Source organism: Providencia sp. PROV208 (genome assembly GCF_028479465.1).
Lineage (GTDB): Bacteria > Pseudomonadota > Gammaproteobacteria > Enterobacterales > Enterobacteriaceae > Providencia > Providencia alcalifaciens.
The window spans coordinates 108,541-130,697 of the sequence record NZ_JAMPNS010000008.1 but is presented as its reverse complement, the minus strand read 5'-3'; the positions used below and the strand labels follow the sequence as shown (position 1 = coordinate 130,697).

The following is a 22,157-nucleotide window of genomic DNA, read 5'->3' as shown; positions in this document are numbered from 1 at the left end:
GGGATATATGATTAAAAAATTAGCGGTTGCCATGTGCCTAATGGGATTGACTCTCCAAGCACAAGCGGCTGAGCCCGCATCCTCGGCACACACTTTACGACTCGCCATTGGCGCAGAACCCACAGAAGGTTTTGACCCAATGTTGGGTTGGAGCCATGGTAGTTATCTGCTCCTGCATAGCCCGCTCTTGAAACAAAAGGCAGATCTGTCTTGGCACAGTTATATGCTGGAAAATTACCAGCATAATGCGAATGGTAAAGAGTGGACGCTAACGTTGAAAAAAGATCTGAAATTTTCAGATGGTTCACCGTTAACTGCAAAAGACGTCGTATTTAGCTACAACAATGCTGCCGCGAGCGGCGGTAAAGTGGATATGGGGAACTTTGCTAAAGCGGAAGAGATTGATCCGCTAACGGTTAAAATCACGTTGTCCTCCCCGCAAAGTACCTTTATCAATGTGCTCGGTTCGTTGGGGATCGTCTCTGCGGATAAATATGATGCGAAAACGTATGCACATAATCCGATTGGAGCAGGTCCGTACCGTTTAGTGGCGTTTCAACCTGGTCAGCAGCTGATTGTTGAGCAAAACCCGTACTATGCAGGACCTAAAAACGACTACAACAAAATGGTGTTTGTGTTCCTTGACGAAGATGCTGCATTTGCGGCGGCACAAAGCGCACAGTTAGAGGTTGTTCGCATTCCTCCTGCTGTGGCGAGCCATGCGGGTGATGTGCCCAACATGAAATTGATTGAACGCTACAGTGTGGAAAACCGGGGTATCTCATTCCCAATTCCACCCGCGGGTGAAAAAGACGCACAAGGCAACCCTATTGGTAACGATATCACTTCCGATGTGGCTATCCGTAAAGCGATTAACTACGCGTTAGACCGCAAATTATTAGCAGAATCTGTTCTTGAAGGATTTGCTGTTCCTGCCTATACCGGTGTCGCTGGGTTACCTTGGAATAACCCTAAATCGTCATTCAAAGATGGGGATTTAGATAAAGCGAAAGCCATTTTGGAAGAAGCGGGCTGGAAGCTGAATAAAGATGGTTTGAGAGAGAAGAATGGCAAAGTGGCTAAATTGACCCTCTGGTACGCTAGCGGTGACACCACTCGCCGTGATTTAGCGCAAGCCATTCGCTCAAGCTTAAAACCGCTCGGTATTGAAATGGATTTAAAATCAGGAAGCTGGGAAACTGTTGAGCGACATATGCATGCCAACCCAACGCTATTTGGTTGGGGGAGTTTAGATCCAATGGAACTGGTGCATAACTACAGCAGCAAAGCGGCAGGTGTCGGCTTCTATAACGCGGGCTACTATAAAAACCCTGCGGTGGATGAAATCATCGAAGCGGCTTTACGCCAGCCAGACCAAGATGCAGCGATCCCATTATGGCAACAAGTGGATTGGAATGGCAAAGTCGGCGTTGGTATCCAAGGGGATGCTGCATGGGCTTGGCTTATGAATATTCAGCATATTTACTTATCAAATCAATGTGTGGATTTAGGTAAAAGTGCTCCCGAAATTCACGGCTCTTGGTCTGTGTTGAACAATGTTGATGAGTGGAAGTGGACCTGTCAGTAATGCGAACAACCTTTGGGCTTTTATTGCGATTTATCTGCCTGTTAACGGTAACTGCCGTGGGGATCTTTATCCTACTGAGTTACTCGCCGATTGATCCGATCAAAGCCTATATTGGTAACGATCTGATGCATGTGCCTCCAGAGCAATACCCGCTGATCGCGGCGCGCTGGGGGCTAGATCAACCGTTATGGATGCAGTTCTGGCGTTGGTTTTCTCAAATGCTACAAGGGGATTTGGGGTATTCGATGCTATACAATACTCCGGTTCTCCAAGTCATTTCTGATCGTATTGTTCCGTCACTGGCACTACTGGGAAGCGCATGGGTTTTTTCCGGTGTTGTTGGATTTGGACTTGGGTTGGTGGCGGGACGTTACTTGAATCGCTGGCCCGATAAACTTATTTCTACATTTTGTTATTTACTTGCCTCCATTCCGGTCTTTTGGGTCGGTTTATTACTGCTTTCCTTATTTGCTGTCACCTTAAAATGGGCGCCGATCTGCTGTGCATGGCCAATTGGTCTGGACGAACAAACGGCGACGTTCTCACAAAAAATTCATCACTTAATTTTACCGGTGATTGCCTTAGGGATGTTGGGGGTAGGAACGATAGCTCTACACACCCGTTCGAAGGTGGTAGAAGTGATGAACAGTGAGTTTATCCATTATGCACAAGCTCAAGGGGATAAAGGGTGGTCGATGATGAGGTTTCATGTGCTCAAACATGCGATAACACCCGCAATTTGTTTGCAGTTTGCCTCTGTGGGGGAGCTATTTAGCGGTGCGTTATTAGCGGAAAAAGTGTTTGCATATCCAGGGCTAGGGCAAGCGACAATTGATGCTGGGTTACGCGGAGACGTGCCATTGTTAATGGGAATTGTGATGCTTTGTGCAGTACTGATTTTCATCAGCAATACCCTAGCAGATTTGTTATTGAAACGGGTAAATAAAGGAGTGATAAGAGAATCATGACTTATAACCCGAATCGAGCTTTGATCACACTGATCCTGTCATTAAGTTGCCTAATTTTATTGGGTGGCTACGCGTTTTGGCTGCTCTCCTCTGATATTGAAATGAGTCTACTCGATAGGCGACAAGCCCCTTCATTACTGCATTTATTTGGCACAGATAATTTGGGGCGTGATCTTTTTGAACGCACATTTCAAGGGCTTGCTACCAGTTTACAAATCGGCTTAACCGCCTCGATTACCAGTGGAATCATCGCCTTAGTCATGGCGGGATTATCTTCACTGAATAAAAGTATGGATTATATGGTTCGCGGCGTGATTGATGCGCTGCTTGCTTTGCCTCATCTACTGTTATTGGTGTTGATCTGCTTTACGCTAGGGGGCGGAAAGATGGGGGTGATTTTGGCGGTGGCATTAACCCATTGGCCTAAATTAACGCTTATCTTACGTTCAGAGCTTCTGCGTGTTCAGCAAACTGATTACATTATGTTATCCCACCGTATTGGCAACAGTGCGTTATGGCGCCTACGGTATCACTATCTACCCATGCTACTCCCTCAATGGATGGTCGGAACATTATTGATGTTTCCACATTCTGTCTTACACAGTGCGGCACTCAGCTTTCTTGGCTTTGGGCTAGCACCTCATGAGCCTTCTTTAGGGATTTTACTGTCCGAGGCATTACGTTATTTGAGTACGGGCGCTTGGTGGATGGTGGTATTTCCTGGTGCTGCATTGATGGGGCTAGTGTTGTTGTTTGACCAATTTGCTAAATCAGTCCAACGGTTATGGTTAAGGGGCGCAGTATGCTGAAGTTTGAAAATCTTACCATCGACGTAGCGCAATACCGCTGGCTGGGGAGAAAGCAGTGGTCTCCGTTATTGCATGATATTTCTCTGGATATTCAACCCGGTGAAATGGTGGCGTTGATTGGTGGTAGCGGTGAAGGTAAAAGTTTATTACTGCAAAGTGCATTGGGATTATTACCCGAAAATATGCGTTGCCAAGGGACCATTGAGCTCAATGGTCAGCCATTGACGGAAAAAACGAAATCTCAGTATCGAGGGAATTCTCTGTGTTACGTACCTCAAGGGGTCAGCGCCTTAAACCCATTGATTCAAATTGGTCCTCAGCTTGAGCGTGCCGCCGTACTTAGTGGGCAACATATTAAAATGCACGATGTCGCTCGGCATCTACAAGAATATAGTTTGCAATCTAGCCTTGTGAATCACTACCCAAGCCAGCTCTCAGGGGGAATGGCGAAAAGGGTATTAGCGAGTAGCGCCACCTTATCGCGCGCGGAATATATTTTGGCGGATGAAATCTCCTCGTGGCTGGATGACGAGCATGCGGTACAGTTACTCGACAATATCAAATCTCTATGTCGAGATGGGCGTGGTGTGTTGTGGGTAACTCATGATCTAGCAATGGCGGTGCGCTTTGCCGACCGTGTAGCATTATTGCGTAATGGGGCACTAGAAGAGGTGCTAAGCAGCCAAAAACTCAAACAAGGCGGTGGTGGTCAGTGGATTCAATCTTTGTGGAATGCGCTGCCAGAACATCAATTTATGATGCTGGATGAGTGGAGGTAGCCGGATGCTAGAAATACAAAACTTGCGTATTGAACAGGCAGGCAGAGTGCTGTGGGATAACCTGAATTTGTCATTGGTAGATAATGAACGGCTTGGCATTTCCGCTCCCAGTGGATTTGGGAAAACGACGCTAGGACGAGTGCTTGGGCAGTGGCAAAAACCCACTGATGGGCAAGTTTTATTGAATGGTGAACCTGTTCCTCATCGCGGTTATTGCCCTATTCAGCTAGTCCCGCAGCACCCAGAAAAAAGTTTTAATCCTTATCGTACCGTAGGTTCCAGTGTACGCGATGCATGGGAGCCGGATGCCCAATGGCTAGATTGGTTATCGATAAAACCTCAATGGCTAGAACGGCGCCCAAGTGAATTATCGGGTGGAGAGTTAGCACGTATTGCGCTGCTTCGCGCACTCGATCCCCGCACTCAAGTATTAATCGCAGATGAGATGACTGCCCAATTAGATGCGCATTTACAAAAGGAAGTGTGGCAGCATTTGATCCGTATTTCACAGCAACGTCCTCTGGCAATGATTGTTTTTAGCCACAATAAAGCGCTGTTAGAGAAAGTGTGTACCAAGGTATGGACGGTGGCTGAAGCCTAATCACAGATCGATTTTTTTAACCAAAAAATCAATAAATGCCCGTGTTTTAGCGGGGAGATTTTGGGTGTTCGGGTAGAGCAGCTGAATATTTTGTTTGGGGAGTTCAAGATCTGGAAGTAAACGGATTAAGTGATGAGCATTTAAATCCTCTTCAACTAGCCATGCCGGACAAATAGCGGCACCGAGTGATGCTAATGCAAGCTGGCGGATAGTTTCTGCGGAATTAGATTCGTACTGGCTGTTTAATAGAGGCAACTCAAACTTTTCACCGTGACGGTTCTGTAGAGCATATTGGCTATCTTGTAAGTTCAGCAAAGTATGGGTGATCCACGGAATATTGGCTAAATCATCCACATTTTCAACCTGATATTGTTCGAGAAATTCCGCGGTTGCGACTAAATAAATGGCATATTCCCCTAATTTTCTCGATTTTAGGGAGGAGTTTTTTAAATTTCCTAAGCGGATGGCAATATCGAGTTTTTCTGCCAATAAATCATCAAAAGATGAATTGAAACTGTATTGCAGACGCAGTTGAGGATATTGCCGGCAAAATTCTGGAATCAGTGGCAAAACATAACGTTGCCCAAATTCGTTTGTGGAAGAAAAGCGCAATGTCCCCGTAATATTGGTCGCTAAGTTTTGATTCCTTTCAAACGCTTCCTCAATCTGTAATTGAATCCGTTTAAAATCATCGTAGAAATGTTTTCCTACCTCAGTGAGTGCAATATTGCGTGTATTTCGCACCAATAAGCTGACATTTAAGCTTTTTTCTAGCTGTTTTATATCAATACTTACCATCGAGCGACTTAGTCCTAAAACCTCGGCAGCCTTTGTAAAAGAGCCGGAATCGACAACTTGAAGAAAGCTGGTAATTTGCTTGAGATTTTTTTGCATAATCAACTCGATTGTTTGATTGAATTAAACAATGATTTTACTTCCTTTGCATCGACAGGAGAAGGGCTGAGCTCTACTCTTTGCAACCGGAGGTCACCATGTCATATCGTTATCAAATTGCGACAGTATTTCTTCTCGGTTTTTTTATTGATTGTATTAACATTTTTATGTCTGCTATTGCGCTGCCTGATATTGCATCAGCTTTTTCGACAAGCCAGTCGATGGTGGCTTGGGTCGCCAATGCTTATATTTTAGGGTTAGTGCTGATTATGCCCATTAGCTTATGGCTGGCTGGACGTTTGGGAGAAAGAAAGCTACTCACGTATTCCATGTTGCTATTTTCGCTTTCCGTTGGGTTATGTGGGCTCAGTGATTCGATTTATAGTTTAATTTTCTGGCGCTTTATTCAAGGCGTTTCTGGCGGATTATTAATTCCGGTTGGGCAAGCATTAGTGTTTGGGCTATTTCCCAATCAAGAACGCCAAAAAATATCGACTTTGATTATGACTGTTGCCTTAATTGCGCCTGCATTTTCACCCGCAATTGGCGGTATGATTATTGATTCATTTTCATGGCGTTGGGTCTTCTTTGCCAATCTTCCATTCGCATTATTAGCATCAATACTTGCATGGGTCTGGGTCAAGGATGGTGAAAAACAACTTCGAGAAAAGCCCGATATTATCGGCTTACTGCTAGTGAGTCTCAGTTTGTTGGGTTTATTACTTTCATTTACTCTGTATAACGATGAGCAAAGTTGGGTATTGGCTTTATTGAGTTTTGGCGTCTCTGCGGCTTTACTGAGGATATATTTAAAATATGCCCAAAAATGCCGAGCGCCTATTTTAAATTTGCTATTACTGAAGAATTATAATTTACGTAATGGATTTATTGTTTATTACGCGGTGCCTGGAATTTTCACCGGTGTTAATTTACTGAATATTTTTAACTTACAAAATAATATTGGGTTTAATGCGCAGCAAACAGGCATGTTTATGCTGGTATATGCAGCTGGCGCTCTGATCTCCATGGTGACAGGAGGCTATTTTTATCATCGTATTGGTAAGAGAAACCTCTTTGTGGTGGGGATTATTTTGCACAGTGTTGGGATTCTTACGCTGTTCTGGATAGACAGTCAAAGTCAGTTAGCATTATTGATTACTGCTTATTTATTGATGGGAATGGGCGGGGGAATAAGTGCAAATACGGCTCAAATTAGTGCATTAATTGATTTTAAAGATAAAGATTTACTGCAAGGTAGCGTGTTGTGGAATATTAACCGTCAGGTAGCTTTCAGTGTAGGGACGGTCGTACTTATTTCAGTGTTTAACCTTATTTCATTTTCATCAGAGTTAATTCGTTACCAATATACTTTTTTTATTGCAGCACTGTTGGGTCTGCTATCGTTAATTTCAGTATTTAAAGGAAAATAAAATGAATCCACAAATGTCTTTAGCTATACAGAATATTATTGATGTCCATATGCTCATTGAGGATGTATTTACGGGGCGAGATCAAGGTGAAAGTCTTCAGGCTTTATTAGGGAGCTTTGATAAGACATTTAAAATGGTCACTATTCAAGGTGCCTCGATGAATGCACAGCAGGCATCTGAGTTGTTTAGTAAAAACAGAGGTGTTAGACCTTCATTAGTTATTGAAATTAGAAATATTCAGCCGCTGTTTGAGTGTGATGGCAATACATATTGGATACAATATTTAGAACATCAGACCTTGGCTGGCAAAGAAAATAGTCGCACGTCGACAGTGTGTATAAAAATTGAAGATGGGAAATATCATTGGCTGTATCTGCACGAAACGCCAATATTAGTGGCTTAATAGGAAAATATGTTTTTTAGCGGTTATTGAATAAAAAAACACCTGCCGGAGCAGGTGTTTGATTTTTTAGACTTGAAGACGGTTATTGCTTATTCGTCTAAGAAGCTGCGCAGAACTTCTGAGCGGCTTGGGTGACGTAATTTACGCAGCGCTTTTGCTTCAATCTGACGAATACGTTCACGGGTTACATCAAACTGCTTGCCCACTTCCTCAAGGGTGTGGTCAGTGTTCATGTCGATACCGAAACGCATACGCAGAACTTTTGCTTCACGAGCGGTTAAGCCAGCCAGAACCTCATGAGTTGCCGAACGTAAGCTTTCTGATGTTGCAGAATCTAACGGTAACTCTAATGTGGTATCTTCAATGAAATCGCCTAAATGTGAATCTTCATCATCACCGATTGGCGTTTCCATGGAGATTGGTTCTTTCGCAATCTTCAGTACTTTACGGATTTTATCTTCCGGCATTAGCATGCGTTCTGCCAGTTCTTCTGGCGATGGCTCACGGCCCATTTCTTGCAGCATTTGACGAGAGATACGGTTCAATTTGTTGATAGTTTCAATCATGTGAACCGGAATACGAATTGTACGTGCTTGGTCAGCGATAGAACGGGTAATAGCCTGACGGATCCACCATGTTGCATAAGTTGAGAACTTATAACCACGGCGGTATTCAAACTTATCAACCGCTTTCATTAGACCGATATTACCTTCCTGAATCAAATCAAGGAATTGCAGACCACGGTTGGTGTATTTCTTCGCGATAGAGATAACCAGACGTAAGTTTGCTTCAACCATTTCTTTCTTCGCACGACGCGCTTTCGCTTCACCGATAGACATACGACGGTTGATATCTTTAACCTGTTCAATTGTCAGGCCCGTTTCTTCTTCGATTTGACGCAGTCTTTGCAGACAACGCAGAACTTCTTCTTCCACTTCCAGCAGTTTTTCAGACCACGGCTTGTTCATCGCTTTTGCTGCGGTTAACCAAGTTTCGCTGGTTTCATTGCCGCTGAATAGGGTAATGAAGTTCTTCTTAGGCATTTTGCACTGCTCAACACACAGTTTCATGATGGTACGTTCTTGCAGACGAACGCGATCCATCATTTCACGCATGTTATTGACCAGATAGTCAAATTGCTTAGGTACTAAACGGAACTCTTTGAAAACTTCGGACAATTGCTCGATAGCTGCCACAGTTTTCGCATCGCTACGACCATATTGTTTAATATGGGTACGCGTTTTTTCATACTGTTCACGAAGATCAGAAAATTTTTGGCGTGCTAATTCAGGATCGATGCTGTTGTCGTCATCGCTATCGCTGTCATCGCCGTCTTCATCATCTTCTTCTTCGTCGTCATCTAGCTCTTCTTGTGGAAGTTCAGAACCTACGTGAGTAGCTGTAGGAGCTAAATCTTCTTCCGCATTCGGATCAACAAACCCTGTAATCAGGTCAGATAAGCGGCTTTCGCCAGCTTCAACGCGGTCATACTGTTCAAGTAAGTAGGTGATAGCTTCAGGGTATTCAGCGACAGAGCACTGAACCTGATTGATACCATCTTCAATACGTTTTGCAATGTCGATTTCACCTTCACGGGTGAGCAATTCGACGGTTCCCATTTCGCGCATGTACATGCGAACAGGGTCAGTGGTACGGCCGATTTCACTTTCAACACTGGATAATACTTGAGCTGCGGCTTCTGCCGCATCTTCGTCCGTGTCGGAAGTATTTTCAGCCAAAATTAAATCATCGGCATCAGGTGCTTCTTCCATGACCTGGATGCCCATGTCATTAATCATCTGGATGATATCTTCGATCTGATCTGAATCGACGATATCTTCCGGCAGATGGTCGTTTACCTCGGCATAAGTTAAGTAACCTTGCTCTTTACCCTTGGTGACGAGTAGCTTAAGCTGTGACTGCGGGTTTTGCTCCATAAGACGGTATCCACACTTCTGAGTATTTAAATTGGTGTCGGTCGGCGAAACTAACGGCCAACAAGAACATTTAAAGGGACATTTGACTACGCGCTACGCCCTTTATATTTCGTAGCATTTACAGGCATTTGCCTTGTTATATGCGGCACTTAAGCCGTTTTGTATACTATTTTTTGGATGCTTTATGTTTTCACTCGTGAAAGAGTGATTAGACGGACTTCTTCGCGCTCTTCAGGTGTCAGCCTTTGTGTTCGTTCTTTCGCTATTAGATAGTCGAAACGCTCATCGAGGGCGCTATTAAATAGATGATTTAGAGCATCTATAAAGGTATTTTCCGCTATTTCCTCTATTTCTATATCGTTCCATGTTGCGAGTTTTTCAAGTTGTTTCGCAAAATTATTATCGCGATAACGTTCTAGCAACTGCCCTGTGTTCATTCCGGGGGTGGAACGGCAAACTTCAACCAATTCCTGAAATAGAGAAAGCCCCGGCATCTGGATATGGGCAATTCCCTCTAGTGAGGGAACAAGCTCCGAAAAGTTCGGATTTTGTACCAACAACGCGATAAGTATGCGCATTGTTGTTGGTTTCAGTTTGGGTGCCTGATAGTTAACTGGTTCAGTGCTCTCTCTATCAATCATAGCAAGAACTTGGGAAATATCCGGTACGCCAATGAAATTTCCTAGCTCTTGTGCCATATAAAGGCGCAGAGTTTCACCCGGTATCTGTTTTATCAATGGGATAGCAAGTTTACTAATTTTTGCTCGACCCTCTTGGGTTTTTAAGTCCACTTGAGGGACTAAAGAGTCAAACAAAAATGTGGAAAGACTTTGCGCATTTTCCATGCGCTGCTCAAAGGCGTCTTTTCCTTCTTTGCGTACCAATGAATCTGGGTCTTCGCCATCAGGCAAAAACATAAAACGGAGTTGGCGACCATCGGTCAAATAGGGAAGGGCGTTTTCAAGTGCACGCCAAGCGGCATCTCTTCCTGCTCTATCTCCGTCATAACAGCAAATTACGGTATCTGTTGAACGATAGAGCAATTGAATATGCTCAGAGGTTGTAGAGGTGCCAAGTGATGCAACCGCATAGCGGATGTCATACTGTGCGAGTGCTACAACGTCCATATAGCCTTCAACAACAAGTAATTTTGCAAGCTCACTACTATTTTGCGTGGCTTCATAAAGACCAAAAAGCTGGCGACCTTTATGAAAAATATCGGTTTCGGGGGAGTTTAAATATTTCGGTAAGGCATCGCCTAATACCCGTCCACCAAATGCAATCACACGACCGCGACGATCCCGAATAGGGAACATGATTCGCTCTCTAAAGCGATCATATACGCGACCATTATCATTAGTGACCAGCATACCCGCTTCATCAAGTTGCTGACGGCTTTCTGGATTCACTGCAAATTTCTTTAAAAGGTTGTCCCAGCCAGGGGGAGCAAAACCGATTGAAAAATGCGAGATAATGTCTGCACTTAAACCACGTTGGCTTAAATAATCTTTGGCTTTATTCGCCGAGGGATGATTTAAGGCAGCGCAGTAAAACTGATTTATTTTATCCATCAATTGGTACAAATTTTGACGCTGATGGAGTTCTATTTGACTGGTTCCCGTTCCTTTTTCATAAGGGACATCCAGACCATGTAATGCGGATAACTCTTCTATCGCTTCGACAAAATCGAGTTTGTCGTAATTCATCAGAAAATCGATGGCATTACCATGGGCACCACAGCCAAAACAATAGTAAAACTGTCTCTCACCATTGACAGTAAACGATGGTGTTTTTTCGTTATGAAAAGGACAGCAAGCGTGATGGTTTTTACCCTGTTTTTTTAACGGGACTTTTGCATCGACTAAATCAATGATATCGGTACGAGCGAGTAAGTCATTGATAAATGAACGCGGAATTCGTCCAGCCATAAGCCTCTTTTTCGCCTGTTGATGAACGATAATAAGCCGCGCTTCCGTTAGGAAAGCACGGCCTTTAACTGCTAACTACTACTTGTCTGCGTTGGTTGCGATGAGAATCGCAATCAATTAGTACAGACGAGTACGGCGTGCGTTTTCGCGAGCCAGTTTTTTAGCGTGACGCTTTACCGCTGATGCTTTAGCGCGTTTACGTTCAGTCGTTGGTTTTTCATAGAATTCACGACGACGAACTTCAGCTAAAACTCCTGCTTTTTCACAAGAACGTTTGAAACGACGCAGTGCTACGTCGAATGGCTCGTTTTCACGTACTTTAATTACCGGCATGTGCCTCTCACCTCAATAGAAATCGGTTTGTTGCTGGTTTTTGTTCACCAGCCATCATTTAAAATGGTGCGGAATTTTACTTCAATGAGTACGGGTTTGTAAAGTGCCGTATAAAATTGAATCACACAAGATTGCCTGTTTTCGTCCCAGCTTTAATAAATAAAGTGAGAAAAACCAGATAATAATGAGAATTTGCCACACGAAATTTTTATTACAGGGGTCTGATTATAGACTATACAACTAAGAAAGTCAGCCTTTTGCTGGGATTAATTGCGTGTTTTCATGACATTTATTGCGCGATGACGCAAATTTAGTGATAGACTTGCCTCCATGCAACAAACAAGGGTAGTGCAATGCGTGTTTTAGGTATTGAAACATCTTGCGATGAAACCGGAATCGCAATTTATGATGATGAGCTGGGTCTACTCGCGAACCAGTTATACAGCCAAATTAAAGTACATGCTGATTACGGTGGCGTCGTACCCGAATTAGCATCTCGTGACCATATCCGTAAAACAGTGCCGCTGATTCAAGCTGCGCTAAAAGAAGCCAATTTAACTCGTGAAGATATCGATGCTGTTGCGTATACCGCAGGGCCTGGTTTAGTAGGCGCTCTGATGGTCGGTGCGACAGTGGGTCGTGCGTTAGCGTTTGCATGGAACGTACCGGCAGTCGCAGTGCATCACATGGAAGGGCATTTGCTCGCGCCTATGCTGGAAGAGAAAAGTCCAGAGTTCCCATTTGTGGCGCTGTTGGTTTCTGGTGGTCATACCCAGCTAATTAGCGTAACAGGTATTGGCGAATATGAGCTTCTCGGTGAGTCTATTGATGATGCCGCGGGCGAGGCATTCGATAAAACGGCGAAATTGCTTGGTTTAGATTATCCCGGTGGACCTGTTTTATCTCGTATGGCACAGCAAGGGGTTGCTGGACGTTTTGTTTTTCCTCGTCCAATGACCGATCGCCCTGGGTTAGATTTTAGCTTTTCAGGCTTAAAGACATTTGCCGCGAATACGATTCGTGAAAATGATGATGATGACCAAACTCGTGCGGATATTGCTCGCGCGTTTGAGGATGCAGTCGTCGATACATTAGCTATCAAATGTAAACGTGCACTTGAACAAACTGGGTTTAAACGTTTGGTCATGGCGGGCGGCGTGAGCGCTAATCGTGCATTACGAGCTAAAATGGAAGACGTTTTGAAGCAGCGCGGTGGGGAAGTCTTCTATGCACGCCCTGAATTTTGTACCGATAACGGTGCCATGATTGCATTAGCGGGATTGATTCGCCTAAAAGGTGGGGCAAATGCAGGTTTAGGCGTGACGGTTCGTCCTCGCTGGCCTCTTGCAGAACTTCCACCGTTAGAAAAATAACGTCATATTTTGATGCGATAGTAGGGGCTGGCGTATTGCGTCAGCCCCTATTTTTTATGCAAAAGCGTTTTAATGTAAAATAGTGACCGCATCTTCCAAACGAATGGAACGATCTTTTACATGGCTTGCTGTTTCAGTGCTTTGCTCGACTAATAAGCTACTTTGCTGAGTAATCGATTCCAGCTCACTGACCGCTTGCGTGATATCGGAGATCCCAGACGCTTGCTCTGTTGTCGCATGGCTGATGTGTGTGATCAGTTGGGTGACGTTTTGTACTTGACCCACGATCTCTTTCATCGTGTTGCCCGCCGCATAGACTTGATCCTTACCTGAGCTGACTTTTTTCTCACAGTTGTTAATCAATTCGCGAATATCGTTTACTGCGCTGGCACTACGGCTGGCTAAGCTACGAACTTCATTGGCAACAACGGCAAAACCTTTCCCTTGCTCACCTGCTCTTGCAGCTTCAACCGCGGCATTTAATGCCAAAATATTGGTTTGGAATGCAATGTCTTTAATCACATCCGTGATGGAGTTTATCTTACTGGTACTGTGTACAATTTCATCCATCGTCATGACAACGGCATCCATCATCGCACCGCCATTAACGGCTGTTTCACTGGTTTCATTCGATAAAACATCCGCTTTATGGGTGTTGTCTGCGTTCATTTTGACCGAAACCGCCATTTGATTCATGGTGGCGGCGGTTTGTTGCATATAGCCCACGGTGCGTTGTGTATGGGTATCTAATTCACTGCAACCACTAACCAATGACTCACTTCCTTTGCGAACATTATCGACTTGTTCTGAGACATCGTTGATTAGCCAACGACACACTAAGCCTAGTTGACCTATTGAGCGCAGAATTTGTCCGATTTCATCAACGCGGCTCATGTGAGTAATACTATTACGATTGCCCCTTGCTACGCTGAGTGCTTGGGACATGATATTTTCAAGTGGTTTGGCAAAGCTGCGTTCGAGTACCACATTACCCAGCAGTAGGGTGATAAAAGTGAACAAACTGGAAAGAAGCAGCGCATTGCCTGATAAGCCCGATAAACCTGCCATCACCATCCACAATGCGAATAAGCTGGAAGAGATAAGTCGGCAGCGCCAACGGACAGACAGTGTTGATAGCGAGAATCGACGGCGTTTGGGTAGCACGATCCCCTTATAAATACGGCGATTACTACGATTTTCAACGAGTGATTTGTAAAGCGGCTCGACTGCGGCAATTTCATCGCGTGTGGCTCGTAGCCGAATAGACATATAGCCAGTGATCACGCCTTTTCGTTGCATAGGAATAATATTGGCACGAACCCAGTAATGGTCGCCATTTTTACGGCGGTTTTTAACTATTCCAGTCCATGGTTCACCCATTTTTAAGGTTCGCCACATGTCGGCAAATGCTTCTTTTGGCATGTCAGGGTGGCGAATAATATTGTGAGGCTGTCCCATTAATTCATCGAGATCATACCCACTCACCTGCACAAAGAAATCATTAGCGTGAATAATATTCCCTTGAAGGTCACTTGTGGTCATCAGGGTTATATCTTCATCTAAGATATGTTCATTTTGAGTTACATAAGGAGTTCTGCTCATTTTATATTCACTTTTATAGTTAAGTTTTCCTTTATATAGTCGACAGTTTTTAATTATTCATTAGTAATAAATTTGCAATCTTTTAACTATTTTTTAAAAGTGTGCGCTAAGTTATACGTAGGTGTAAATACGTACAAAAATAAGTGAGATTTTGTGAGTGAGCGAAGTAAAAAATAGGGGGAATTTTTGATAATAGAGTGGGTTTTGGCTGAATGTAAAAGGCGGGTTAGTCACAACAAAAAAGGCTAAAAATTAGCCCTTATTGTTGGTGATTTTTATAGCTCATGTTTAGTGATTATTCATCATGATCGTCACGTTGTTCTTGAGCAATCTCTTTGGCGGTCTTTTGTTTTTTGTTTTTCAGTTTTTGCCAAATCCGGCTCTCTTGCCCACGCCATAAGCGTTGGATATTTGCATGATGACGGACTAACACTAAGCACGAGAGCATGGCTACAGGGAACGTGAATTCTGGCTTAAACCACCAGACATAGAAGGGGGCGAGTAGTGCACTAACAATCGCACCGAGTGACGAGTATCCGCTAAGTAATACGGTGAGCAGCCATGTTCCCGCGACTAACCCAGAGAGATCCCAGCCAATAGCGGCAATAGAACCAAATGCGGTGGCAACGCCTTTTCCGCCTTTAAAGTGGAAGAAAACGGGATAAATATGTCCAAGGCAGGCTGCAATCGCGACCAAGCCAAGATAGAATGGTTGCACATTTAAATAATAAGCAAGCCATACAGGGATCATCCCTTTCAGTACGTCACAGATCAGTACTGAGGCTGCGGCGGCTTTACCACCGACGCGTAAGACGTTAGTTGCACCGGGGTTACCCGAGCCGTGTTGACGGGGATCGGGTAATCTTGCCAGACGGCAGATCAAGATAGCACTCGATATTGATCCGCAGAGATAGGCGAAAATTATCATGCCAAGCGCGATTGCACTCATAACTAACTCCAAAAACGGTTTAAGCTATTTATATGTAATTCACTTCAGTCTTGGATAATACGCACATTTTTCCTGAAGTGGTATCAATTCAGCACATAAACGAGAAAATGACGTGATGGATATCGTATTTATTGAACAATTATCAGTCATCACCACCATTGGTGTATATGACTGGGAACAAGATATAGAACAAAAACTTTTGCTCGATATCGAAATGGGATGGGACAATAAACAGGCCGCGATGAGCGATAATGTTGAATTGTGCTTGAATTACGCAGATGTTAGCGAACGCATTGTTAGCTATTTAGAACAGAATAAGTTTGGATTAGTTGAACGAGTTGCTGAAGAGGTTGCTCAACTTCTGCTGAATGAATTTTTCACGCCTTGGGTACGTATCCGAGTATCTAAGCCAGGGGCTGTTGCTCGTGCTGCTAACATGGGCGTACTGATTGAGCGTGGTACAAAAACCAGCTAATGGGGATTGCCTCGTGGATGTTGGCGGTCAGTACCGCCAATATTTTTCATTTTATCTTTGAACCATAACCTGTTGGTTTTTTATCCACTCTTCAACGGCGTGAATCCGCTGTTTTGTGAGTTCCTCTCGAATTTGCGCGCCTTGAAAACCTTGCTCAATAATTGATTTGACAGCAACCGCTTTGGCAACCTCATAGGATTGGCGTAAATATATCCCTTGGGGATAGGCTTGTGTTTCTAATCCACCTCGACCTCTGGCGTCGGCTTCGCTCACCAAGCCGAGCTGTAAAATACGTTCAGGCTTACGCCAGCTATCTAATCCATCGAACATACCAACGAGATCGCACGCATTAAGCTTATTAATTACATGGATCATATCGTGATATTTTGCAGCTAAGCAGGCGAGATCTTTGGTGCTACTCGGAATTTTGTAGCGTTCGCATAAATCGATGATCAAAGGGATCCCTGCTTCACCATGTTGTGGATGGCTTGGCCAAACGGCTTTAGGCGTGAGGCCTTTACCCAGATCGTGGCATAGTGCAGCAAAACGAACGTCAATATCTTTCGATAACGTTGCCACAACGCGCATCACCATCAAAATATGGATGCCAGTATCCACTTCAGGGTGCCACTTTTCAGGGGCTGGAACGCCAAATAAGTTATCAATTTCAGGGAATAGGATGGCAAGAGCCCCACACTCGCGTAAAACCTCGAAATAGATTTGTGGCGAATTGGACATGAGCGCTTTGTGTGTTTCCGTCCAAACTCGCTCAGGCGTAAGATGAGAGAGCTCACCGGATTCAGACATGGATTGCATCAGAAACATCGTTTCAGGAGCAATTCGAAAGCCTTGTGCATAATAGCGAGCGGCAAAGCGTGCTACGCGTAAAACGCGCAGAGGGTCTTCTAAAAAAGCATCAGAAACATGGCGAAGAACACGGTTTTTGAGGTCGCGTACGCCATGATGAGGGTCGATTAGTTCTCCAGTGTCGCTCTGAGCAATGGCATTAATGGTCAAATCACGGCGTAGAAGGTCATCTTCGATGGTGACATCGGGCGCGCTATAACAGCTAAATCCAGTATAGCCAGAACCGATTTTTCGTTCAGTTCTGGCAAGGGCATATTCTTCATGGGTTTTGGGATGTAAAAAGACAGGAAAGTCTTTACCAACCTGTTGAAAACCTTTGGCTAGCATCGCCTCTGGCGTAGTACCTACCACCACATAATCTCTATCTGAGATAGGTAATCCCAGTAGTTTGTCGCGTACCGCACCACCGACGAGATAGACTTTCATTTAAATTCTCTTACATCCAGCCATCATTACGTTTTTTACGACGAGGAATAATGTGCGGCAGCAGCAAACCTAGAATTAAGCCCGCACCAGCAACGCCACCACCATACATAAACCACTGTAAAATCAATTCGCGGCGACGGTCATCCAGATTCACTTCAGCAATATCTAATTTCTTACCTGCCTTGATAAGCTCATTTTTCAGTTTTTCATTTTCAGCTTTTAACTGACGAACTTCGCTATCATTATCCGCCACTTTTTGCTGCATGTCTGCGGTGCGGGTATTCCAAGTATTATCAATATTATCTAATTGTTGGCGTAACTTTTGGTTCTCAGCTTCTAGCTGAGGAATACGGCTTTTCATACTCGGGATGTCACTGAGTTGATCTGTAGGTATCCAAACCGTTCTGCCTTTGCCATCTTTAATTTGGGCAAATTTATTATCAACTGAAATCAGTTCAACAGATTCACCTGCATTCAGCGAGCCAACAATACGGTAGTTGGTGCCTGGACCACTACGGACATAAGTCGATAAATCTTCAGAAACGTAGCGTGTTTCAGCGTTTGCTGTGATTGAAAGGCCTAACCCCATGATTGAGACAAATAAAAGTGGAATTTTTCGCATAGTGTTGTGATCTTTTTAGGGTGAATGAGTGTCTTATTAATTAAATATTAATAAGTAAAGCCTATTGGTGCAAACGTTAAAGCTTAGAGTTGTGTAAATGTTGAATAAGAATGAGAACCTTCCTAAGTCACTGGATAATTCAATTTTTTAGTGCGTTATCGAAATAACTCTCTAAAAGGGAGGGATTGCATGGAATTTTTGGTTTCTGTGCGGTTTCTTTTCTCTGCTATCAGGGATTGGGGTAATATGGATGCAGTGAAATTATTAAATAAGGAAATGTATGAACCACATAGAAGTTGAACTCAAGTTAGCGGCTCAGAGTTCTGCTATTGATGCTGTTCGCCAGTGTATTTCAACACTTTCACCTCAGCATTTTGCCCCTCGCAAACTGACCAATATCTATTTTGACACGCAGACAAGACAGCTTCGTCAATGGGATATGGGGCTACGGATCCGTGGTTGTGATGGTCATTATGAAATGACGATTAAAACGGCAGGTCAAGTGATCAGTGGGTTACACCAGCGCCCAGAATACAATGTGGAAATCGATTCTCCTGAAATCAACCTCTCTGCATTTCCCGCTGAGATTTGGCCCGAAGGCACCGATTTGGCGCAACTTGAATCAGAGCTAGAAGTTTTGTTTAGCACAAACTTTACTCGTGAAAAGTGGTTAGTGAAGTTTGAAGATAGCGAGATTGAAATTGTATTCGATCAAGGGGAAGTTTCAGCAGGGGCTAAAGATATCCCGATTCAAGAGTTTGAATTGGAACTAAAACAAGGTTTTGTGGCGGATGTGCTTAATTTGGCGAAAAAATTCGCTGATATCGATGGTCTCAGTCTTTCGTCACTGAGCAAAGCTGCCCGTGGGTACTCCTTATTGATGAGTGAACCAGCACCGTTAGTTCGCCCTGAATCCGTGTTTGATTATGAAGAGCAACCTATTGAAAAATCATTGCTGCACATGCAGCAACTGTGCCAGCAGCATGAGCAATATTGGTTATCTGGTGGTGAACATGCTCGTCATGGATTAAGTGAATTCTTGCGCTTTGTTCAGGCATTTTTAGTGCATTATCAAAACTCGGCACCGCATTTTGTGCATGACCTTCCTCTAGAACAATTACGTTTGGATGTGACTGACGAGACGATCAGTGCAGAAGATTTTTGTTACAGTAGCCAATGGCTAAAATGTAAATTAGCCTTTATTCAGTGGTTAACCGCCTTAACATATACCGATGTCGAATAGGTACTGAATCTATGCCGCTTTCTTCCGAACTTTTGCAAGACCAACATCAACGTATTATTCGTCAATTTTCGGAGCTCTCTTCAGCATTGCTCCCATTAAGTGAAGATGAGCTGAATTTTTTAGCGTTCAGTGATTTTGCGTTGAAACAGGTTCTTACCCATTCTCGATTTTTACAACAGATTCGCACTCAACCTCCGATGGGCGATGAATGGAAATATTATGGAGACTGGCTGGAAGAAACTCTGGCAGGCGTAACTGATGAAGATCATTTGATGCAGGTTCTGCGTACTTTTCGTCATCATATGTTAGTGCGCATAGCTTGGATGCAAACGTTGGAAATCTGTTCCCAACGCGAGACGATTGTGCAACTTAGTGAACTGGCTGAAGTTTTGATCGTCTCAGCACGGGATTGGTTATATAAAACCTATTGCCAATTGTGGGGAACACCTTGTGACCGAGCTGGAAATCCCCAGCCATTATTAGTGCTGGGAATGGGAAAACTGGGTGGCAGAGAATTAAACTTTTCGTCTGATATCGACCTGATTTTTGCTTATCCAGAAAACGGTGTGACCCAAGGTGGGCGCAAAGAGCTGGATAATGCGCAATTTTTTACGCGTCTTGGACAAAAACTGATTCGAGTTCTCGACCAAGTGACCATTCATGGTTTTGTCTATCGTGTTGACATGCGCTTACGCCCTTTTGGTGACAGCGGTCCATTGGTTTTTAGTTTCTCAGCCCTAGAAGATTATTATCAAGAACAAGGTCGTGACTGGGAACGCTATGCGATGGTCAAAGCGCGTATTATGGGACCTGACAGCGTTCATTATGCCGATACGCTACGTAAATTATTACGTCCGTTTGTCTATCGCCGCTATATTGATTTCAGTGTGATTCAATCCCTGCGCAACATGAAAAACATGATTGAGCGGGAAGTTCGCCGTCGTGGATTAATCAATAACATCAAGTTAGGTGCTGGTGGTATTCGTGAGATTGAGTTTATTTCCCAAGTTTTCCAGTTGATTCGTGGTGGGAGAGAACCCGTTTTACAGTCTCAGTCTTTGTTCGCCGCATTACAGGGGATTGAAGAACTTGAACTTTTGCCATCTCAACAAGTAATTCAGCTCCAAAACAGCTATATTTTTCTGCGCCGATTGGAGAATTTATTGCAAAGCATTGATGACCAACAAACCCAGACATTACCCGATGACGCCTTAAATCAGGCGCGTTTAACATGGGGAATGGGATTCACTAGTTGGTCTGAATTTTACCAGCAGCTCAGTGCTATGATGACCTCAGTGCATCAGATATTTGCGGAGCAAATTGGCAGCGATGATGAAGAAGACCGTGCAGAAGAGTGCGATGAAGCCTACATCACGTTGTGGCAAAGTGAGCTTTCTAAAGAAGAACTTGCTAGTTATCTACCGTCAAAAGATGAATTTGTCGCTGAGAAAATGATCCACGGCATTAACCTGTTCAGACACGACCTCAATAAGCGTACCATCGGTCCCCGAGGTCGAGATGTTCTTGATGAATTAATGCCTAAATTACTGGCAAAAGTTGGGGAGCGTGAAGATGCAGGGCGAGTTATCGAGCGCATTACACCATTATTGTTAAGTATTGTTAGCCGGACAACATACTTAGAACTGATGCTCGAATTTGATGAGGTGTTAACCCACGTTATTCGACTATGTGCAGCATCCCCGATGATTGCAGAACAGCTCGCTCGTCATCCACTATTATTAGATGAATTGCTTGATCCGCAATCGCTGTATCAGCCATTACCACTGACCGCTTATCGAGATGAATTACGTCAATATCTTATGCGGGTGCCGGATGATGATGAAGAGCAACAATTAGAAGCCCTCCGCCAATTTAAACAGGCGCAATTATTGCGTATTGCTGCGGAAGATATTTCAGGGGTGCTCCCTGTCATGAAAGTGAGTGATCACTTAACGTATCTGGCTGAGGCGATTATTGATGCTGTGGTACATCAAGCTTGGCAAAAAATGGCGAAGCGTTACGGAGAACCGGCTCATCTGGCTCAGCTTGATGAAAAACAGTACGGATTCGCCGTTTTAGGCTACGGTAAATTAGGTGGATGGGAGCTGGGCTACAGTTCTGATTTAGACTTGGTTTTTCTGTTTGATTGCCCAATGAATGTGGTCACTACAGGGGATCGCTCCATTGACGCACGACAATTTTATTTGCGTGTCGCACAACGCATTATTCATCTTTTCAGTACCCGAACAGCCTCAGGGGTGCTCTATGAAGTGGACGCACGTCTTCGACCTTCCGGTGAGTCAGGGATGTTAGTCAGTACCATTCAATCTTTTGATGATTACCAAAAAAATGATGCGTGGACGTGGGAACATCAAGCGCTGATCCGCGCCCGTATGGTTTTCGGTGATAGTTCATTGCAACAGAAATTTACGCAAATCCGCCATGAAACCTTATGTTTGCCACGAGAGCCCGATGTGCTGCGTGAACAAGTGCGAGATATGCGAGTGAAGATGCATCAGCATTTGGGCAGTCATCAGGAAAATGAGTTTGATTTAAAAGCCGATCCTGGTGGGATCACGGATATTGAATTTATTGCTCAATATTTAGTATTGCGTTTTGCGACAGAGAATCCGGCTTTAACTCGCTGGTCAGATAATGTACGCATCTTTGAATTAATGGCGCAGTACGATTTTATGCCAGACGAAGAGGCTTATGGCTTAACACAAGCGTATGTGACGATGCGTAATGAATTGCACCATCTTGCATTGCAATCTTTACCAAGCCGCGTAGAGAGCCAGCAATTTGCGACTCAGCGAGCGCTGGTGTTAGCCAGTTGGCGAAAATGGCTGGAGTAATTGATTAGGTAGCAAATTATTTAGGCGATATCGTGCAATATGGTAGTATTGGCGGCAATTAATTGTAGATTTTCT

Annotated in this window: 18 protein-coding genes and 1 pseudogene; 11 read left to right on the top strand and 8 right to left on the bottom strand. The window is 44.0% G+C overall.

Annotation, left to right across the window (positions count from 1 at the left end; genetic code table 11):
- Window positions 1–31 precede the first annotated feature (31 nt).
- The 5 genes from PR766_RS07025 to PR766_RS07005 are packed head-to-tail and all read left to right on the top strand — an operon-like array spanning window position 32 to window position 4,745.
- The gene (locus PR766_RS07025; protein WP_412033819.1) at window positions 32–1,588 is read left to right on the top strand and encodes an ABC transporter substrate-binding protein; all 1,557 of its coding nucleotides are present in this window, start codon (window positions 32–34) and stop codon (window positions 1,586–1,588) included.
- On the top strand, window positions 1,588–2,556 hold the full coding sequence (locus tag PR766_RS07020; RefSeq protein ID WP_006659172.1) for an ABC transporter permease: 969 nt from the start codon (window positions 1,588–1,590) through the stop codon (window positions 2,554–2,556). Before PR766_RS07025 ends, PR766_RS07020 begins: the two co-directional genes overlap by 1 nt.
- Window positions 2,553–3,365, top strand: coding sequence for an ABC transporter permease (locus tag PR766_RS07015; protein WP_006659173.1), 813 nt, complete (start codon window positions 2,553–2,555; stop codon window positions 3,363–3,365). The genes PR766_RS07020 and PR766_RS07015 overlap by 4 nt, the downstream gene beginning before the upstream one ends.
- Window positions 3,359–4,144, top strand: coding sequence for an ATP-binding cassette domain-containing protein (locus PR766_RS07010; protein ID WP_006662942.1), 786 nt, complete (start codon window positions 3,359–3,361; stop codon window positions 4,142–4,144). Before PR766_RS07015 ends, PR766_RS07010 begins: the two co-directional genes overlap by 7 nt.
- Window positions 4,145–4,148: 4 nt before the next feature.
- On the top strand, window positions 4,149–4,745 hold the full coding sequence (locus tag PR766_RS07005; RefSeq protein WP_006662943.1) for an ATP-binding cassette domain-containing protein: 597 nt from the start codon (window positions 4,149–4,151) through the stop codon (window positions 4,743–4,745).
- Here PR766_RS07005 and PR766_RS07000 read toward each other — a convergent pair whose 3' ends face one another.
- On the bottom strand, window positions 4,746–5,639 hold the full coding sequence (locus PR766_RS07000) for a LysR family transcriptional regulator (RefSeq protein ID WP_154636116.1): 894 nt from the start codon (window positions 5,637–5,639) through the stop codon (window positions 4,746–4,748). It lies immediately after the preceding gene.
- A gap of 98 nt (window positions 5,640–5,737) precedes the next feature.
- Between PR766_RS07000 and PR766_RS06995 the strand changes: the two genes are divergently transcribed.
- Together PR766_RS06995 and PR766_RS06990 are read left to right on the top strand one after the other, a co-directional pair.
- Window positions 5,738–7,069, top strand: a complete 1,332-nt coding sequence (locus PR766_RS06995; protein WP_154636117.1) for an MFS transporter — start codon at window positions 5,738–5,740, stop codon at window positions 7,067–7,069.
- A 1-nt stretch (window position 7,070) separates the two neighbouring features.
- On the top strand, window positions 7,071–7,472 hold the full coding sequence (locus tag PR766_RS06990; RefSeq protein WP_036976007.1) for a hypothetical protein: 402 nt from the start codon (window positions 7,071–7,073) through the stop codon (window positions 7,470–7,472).
- An 89-nt stretch (window positions 7,473–7,561) separates the two neighbouring features.
- Here the strand turns inward: PR766_RS06990 and rpoD are convergent.
- From rpoD to rpsU, 3 genes and pseudogenes are all read right to left on the bottom strand, one after another.
- Window positions 7,562–9,427: pseudogene (gene rpoD, locus PR766_RS06985) on the bottom strand (RNA polymerase sigma factor RpoD); the annotation flags it as partial.
- 164 nt (window positions 9,428–9,591) lie between these two features.
- On the bottom strand, window positions 9,592–11,337 hold the full coding sequence (gene dnaG / locus PR766_RS06980; protein ID WP_006659180.1) for a DNA primase: 1,746 nt from the start codon (window positions 11,335–11,337) through the stop codon (window positions 9,592–9,594).
- Between the two features lie 117 nt (window positions 11,338–11,454).
- Window positions 11,455–11,670 (bottom strand): 30S ribosomal protein S21, encoded by a 216-nt coding sequence (gene rpsU / locus PR766_RS06975; protein ID WP_001144069.1) that lies wholly within the window; start codon window positions 11,668–11,670, stop codon window positions 11,455–11,457.
- A gap of 353 nt (window positions 11,671–12,023) precedes the next feature.
- On the opposite strand from rpsU, the gene tsaD reads away from it, so the two are divergent.
- Complete coding sequence (tsaD, locus tag PR766_RS06970) at window positions 12,024–13,043, top strand: tRNA (adenosine(37)-N6)-threonylcarbamoyltransferase complex transferase subunit TsaD (RefSeq protein WP_006659182.1); 1,020 nt, start codon at window positions 12,024–12,026, stop codon at window positions 13,041–13,043.
- Between the two features lie 69 nt (window positions 13,044–13,112).
- Here tsaD and PR766_RS06965 read toward each other — a convergent pair whose 3' ends face one another.
- Both PR766_RS06965 and plsY read right to left on the bottom strand, forming a co-directional pair.
- Window positions 13,113–14,645, bottom strand: coding sequence for a methyl-accepting chemotaxis protein (locus PR766_RS06965; RefSeq protein WP_036968805.1), 1,533 nt, complete (start codon window positions 14,643–14,645; stop codon window positions 13,113–13,115).
- A gap of 295 nt (window positions 14,646–14,940) precedes the next feature.
- Window positions 14,941–15,594 carry a glycerol-3-phosphate 1-O-acyltransferase PlsY gene (gene plsY / locus PR766_RS06960; protein WP_006659184.1) on the bottom strand — a complete coding sequence of 218 codons (654 nt, stop codon included), beginning with the start codon at window positions 15,592–15,594 and terminating at the stop codon, window positions 14,941–14,943.
- A 115-nt stretch (window positions 15,595–15,709) separates the two neighbouring features.
- Here plsY and folB point away from each other — a divergent pair, with 115 nt between their 5' ends.
- Window positions 15,710–16,069, top strand: a complete 360-nt coding sequence (gene folB / locus PR766_RS06955; RefSeq protein ID WP_006659185.1) for a bifunctional dihydroneopterin aldolase/7,8-dihydroneopterin epimerase — start codon at window positions 15,710–15,712, stop codon at window positions 16,067–16,069.
- A 51-nt stretch (window positions 16,070–16,120) separates the two neighbouring features.
- On the opposite strand, the gene PR766_RS06950 is transcribed toward folB, so the two are convergent.
- Both PR766_RS06950 and PR766_RS06945 read right to left on the bottom strand, forming a co-directional pair.
- Complete coding sequence (locus PR766_RS06950; protein WP_006659186.1) at window positions 16,121–17,362, bottom strand: multifunctional CCA addition/repair protein; 1,242 nt, start codon at window positions 17,360–17,362, stop codon at window positions 16,121–16,123.
- Between the two features lie 10 nt (window positions 17,363–17,372).
- A complete protein-coding gene (locus tag PR766_RS06945; protein ID WP_006662948.1) occupies window positions 17,373–17,984 on the bottom strand; it encodes a TIGR04211 family SH3 domain-containing protein in 612 nt (203 codons plus the stop codon).
- A gap of 280 nt (window positions 17,985–18,264) precedes the next feature.
- Here PR766_RS06945 and PR766_RS06940 point away from each other — a divergent pair, with 280 nt between their 5' ends.
- Together PR766_RS06940 and glnE are read left to right on the top strand one after the other, a co-directional pair.
- Entirely contained in the window at window positions 18,265–19,227 is a 963-nt protein-coding gene (locus PR766_RS06940; protein WP_006662949.1) for a CYTH domain-containing protein, read from the top strand.
- An 11-nt stretch (window positions 19,228–19,238) separates the two neighbouring features.
- A complete protein-coding gene (gene glnE / locus PR766_RS06935; protein WP_154636119.1) occupies window positions 19,239–22,082 on the top strand; it encodes a bifunctional [glutamate--ammonia ligase]-adenylyl-L-tyrosine phosphorylase/[glutamate--ammonia-ligase] adenylyltransferase in 2,844 nt (947 codons plus the stop codon).
- Window positions 22,083–22,157 lie beyond the last annotated feature (75 nt).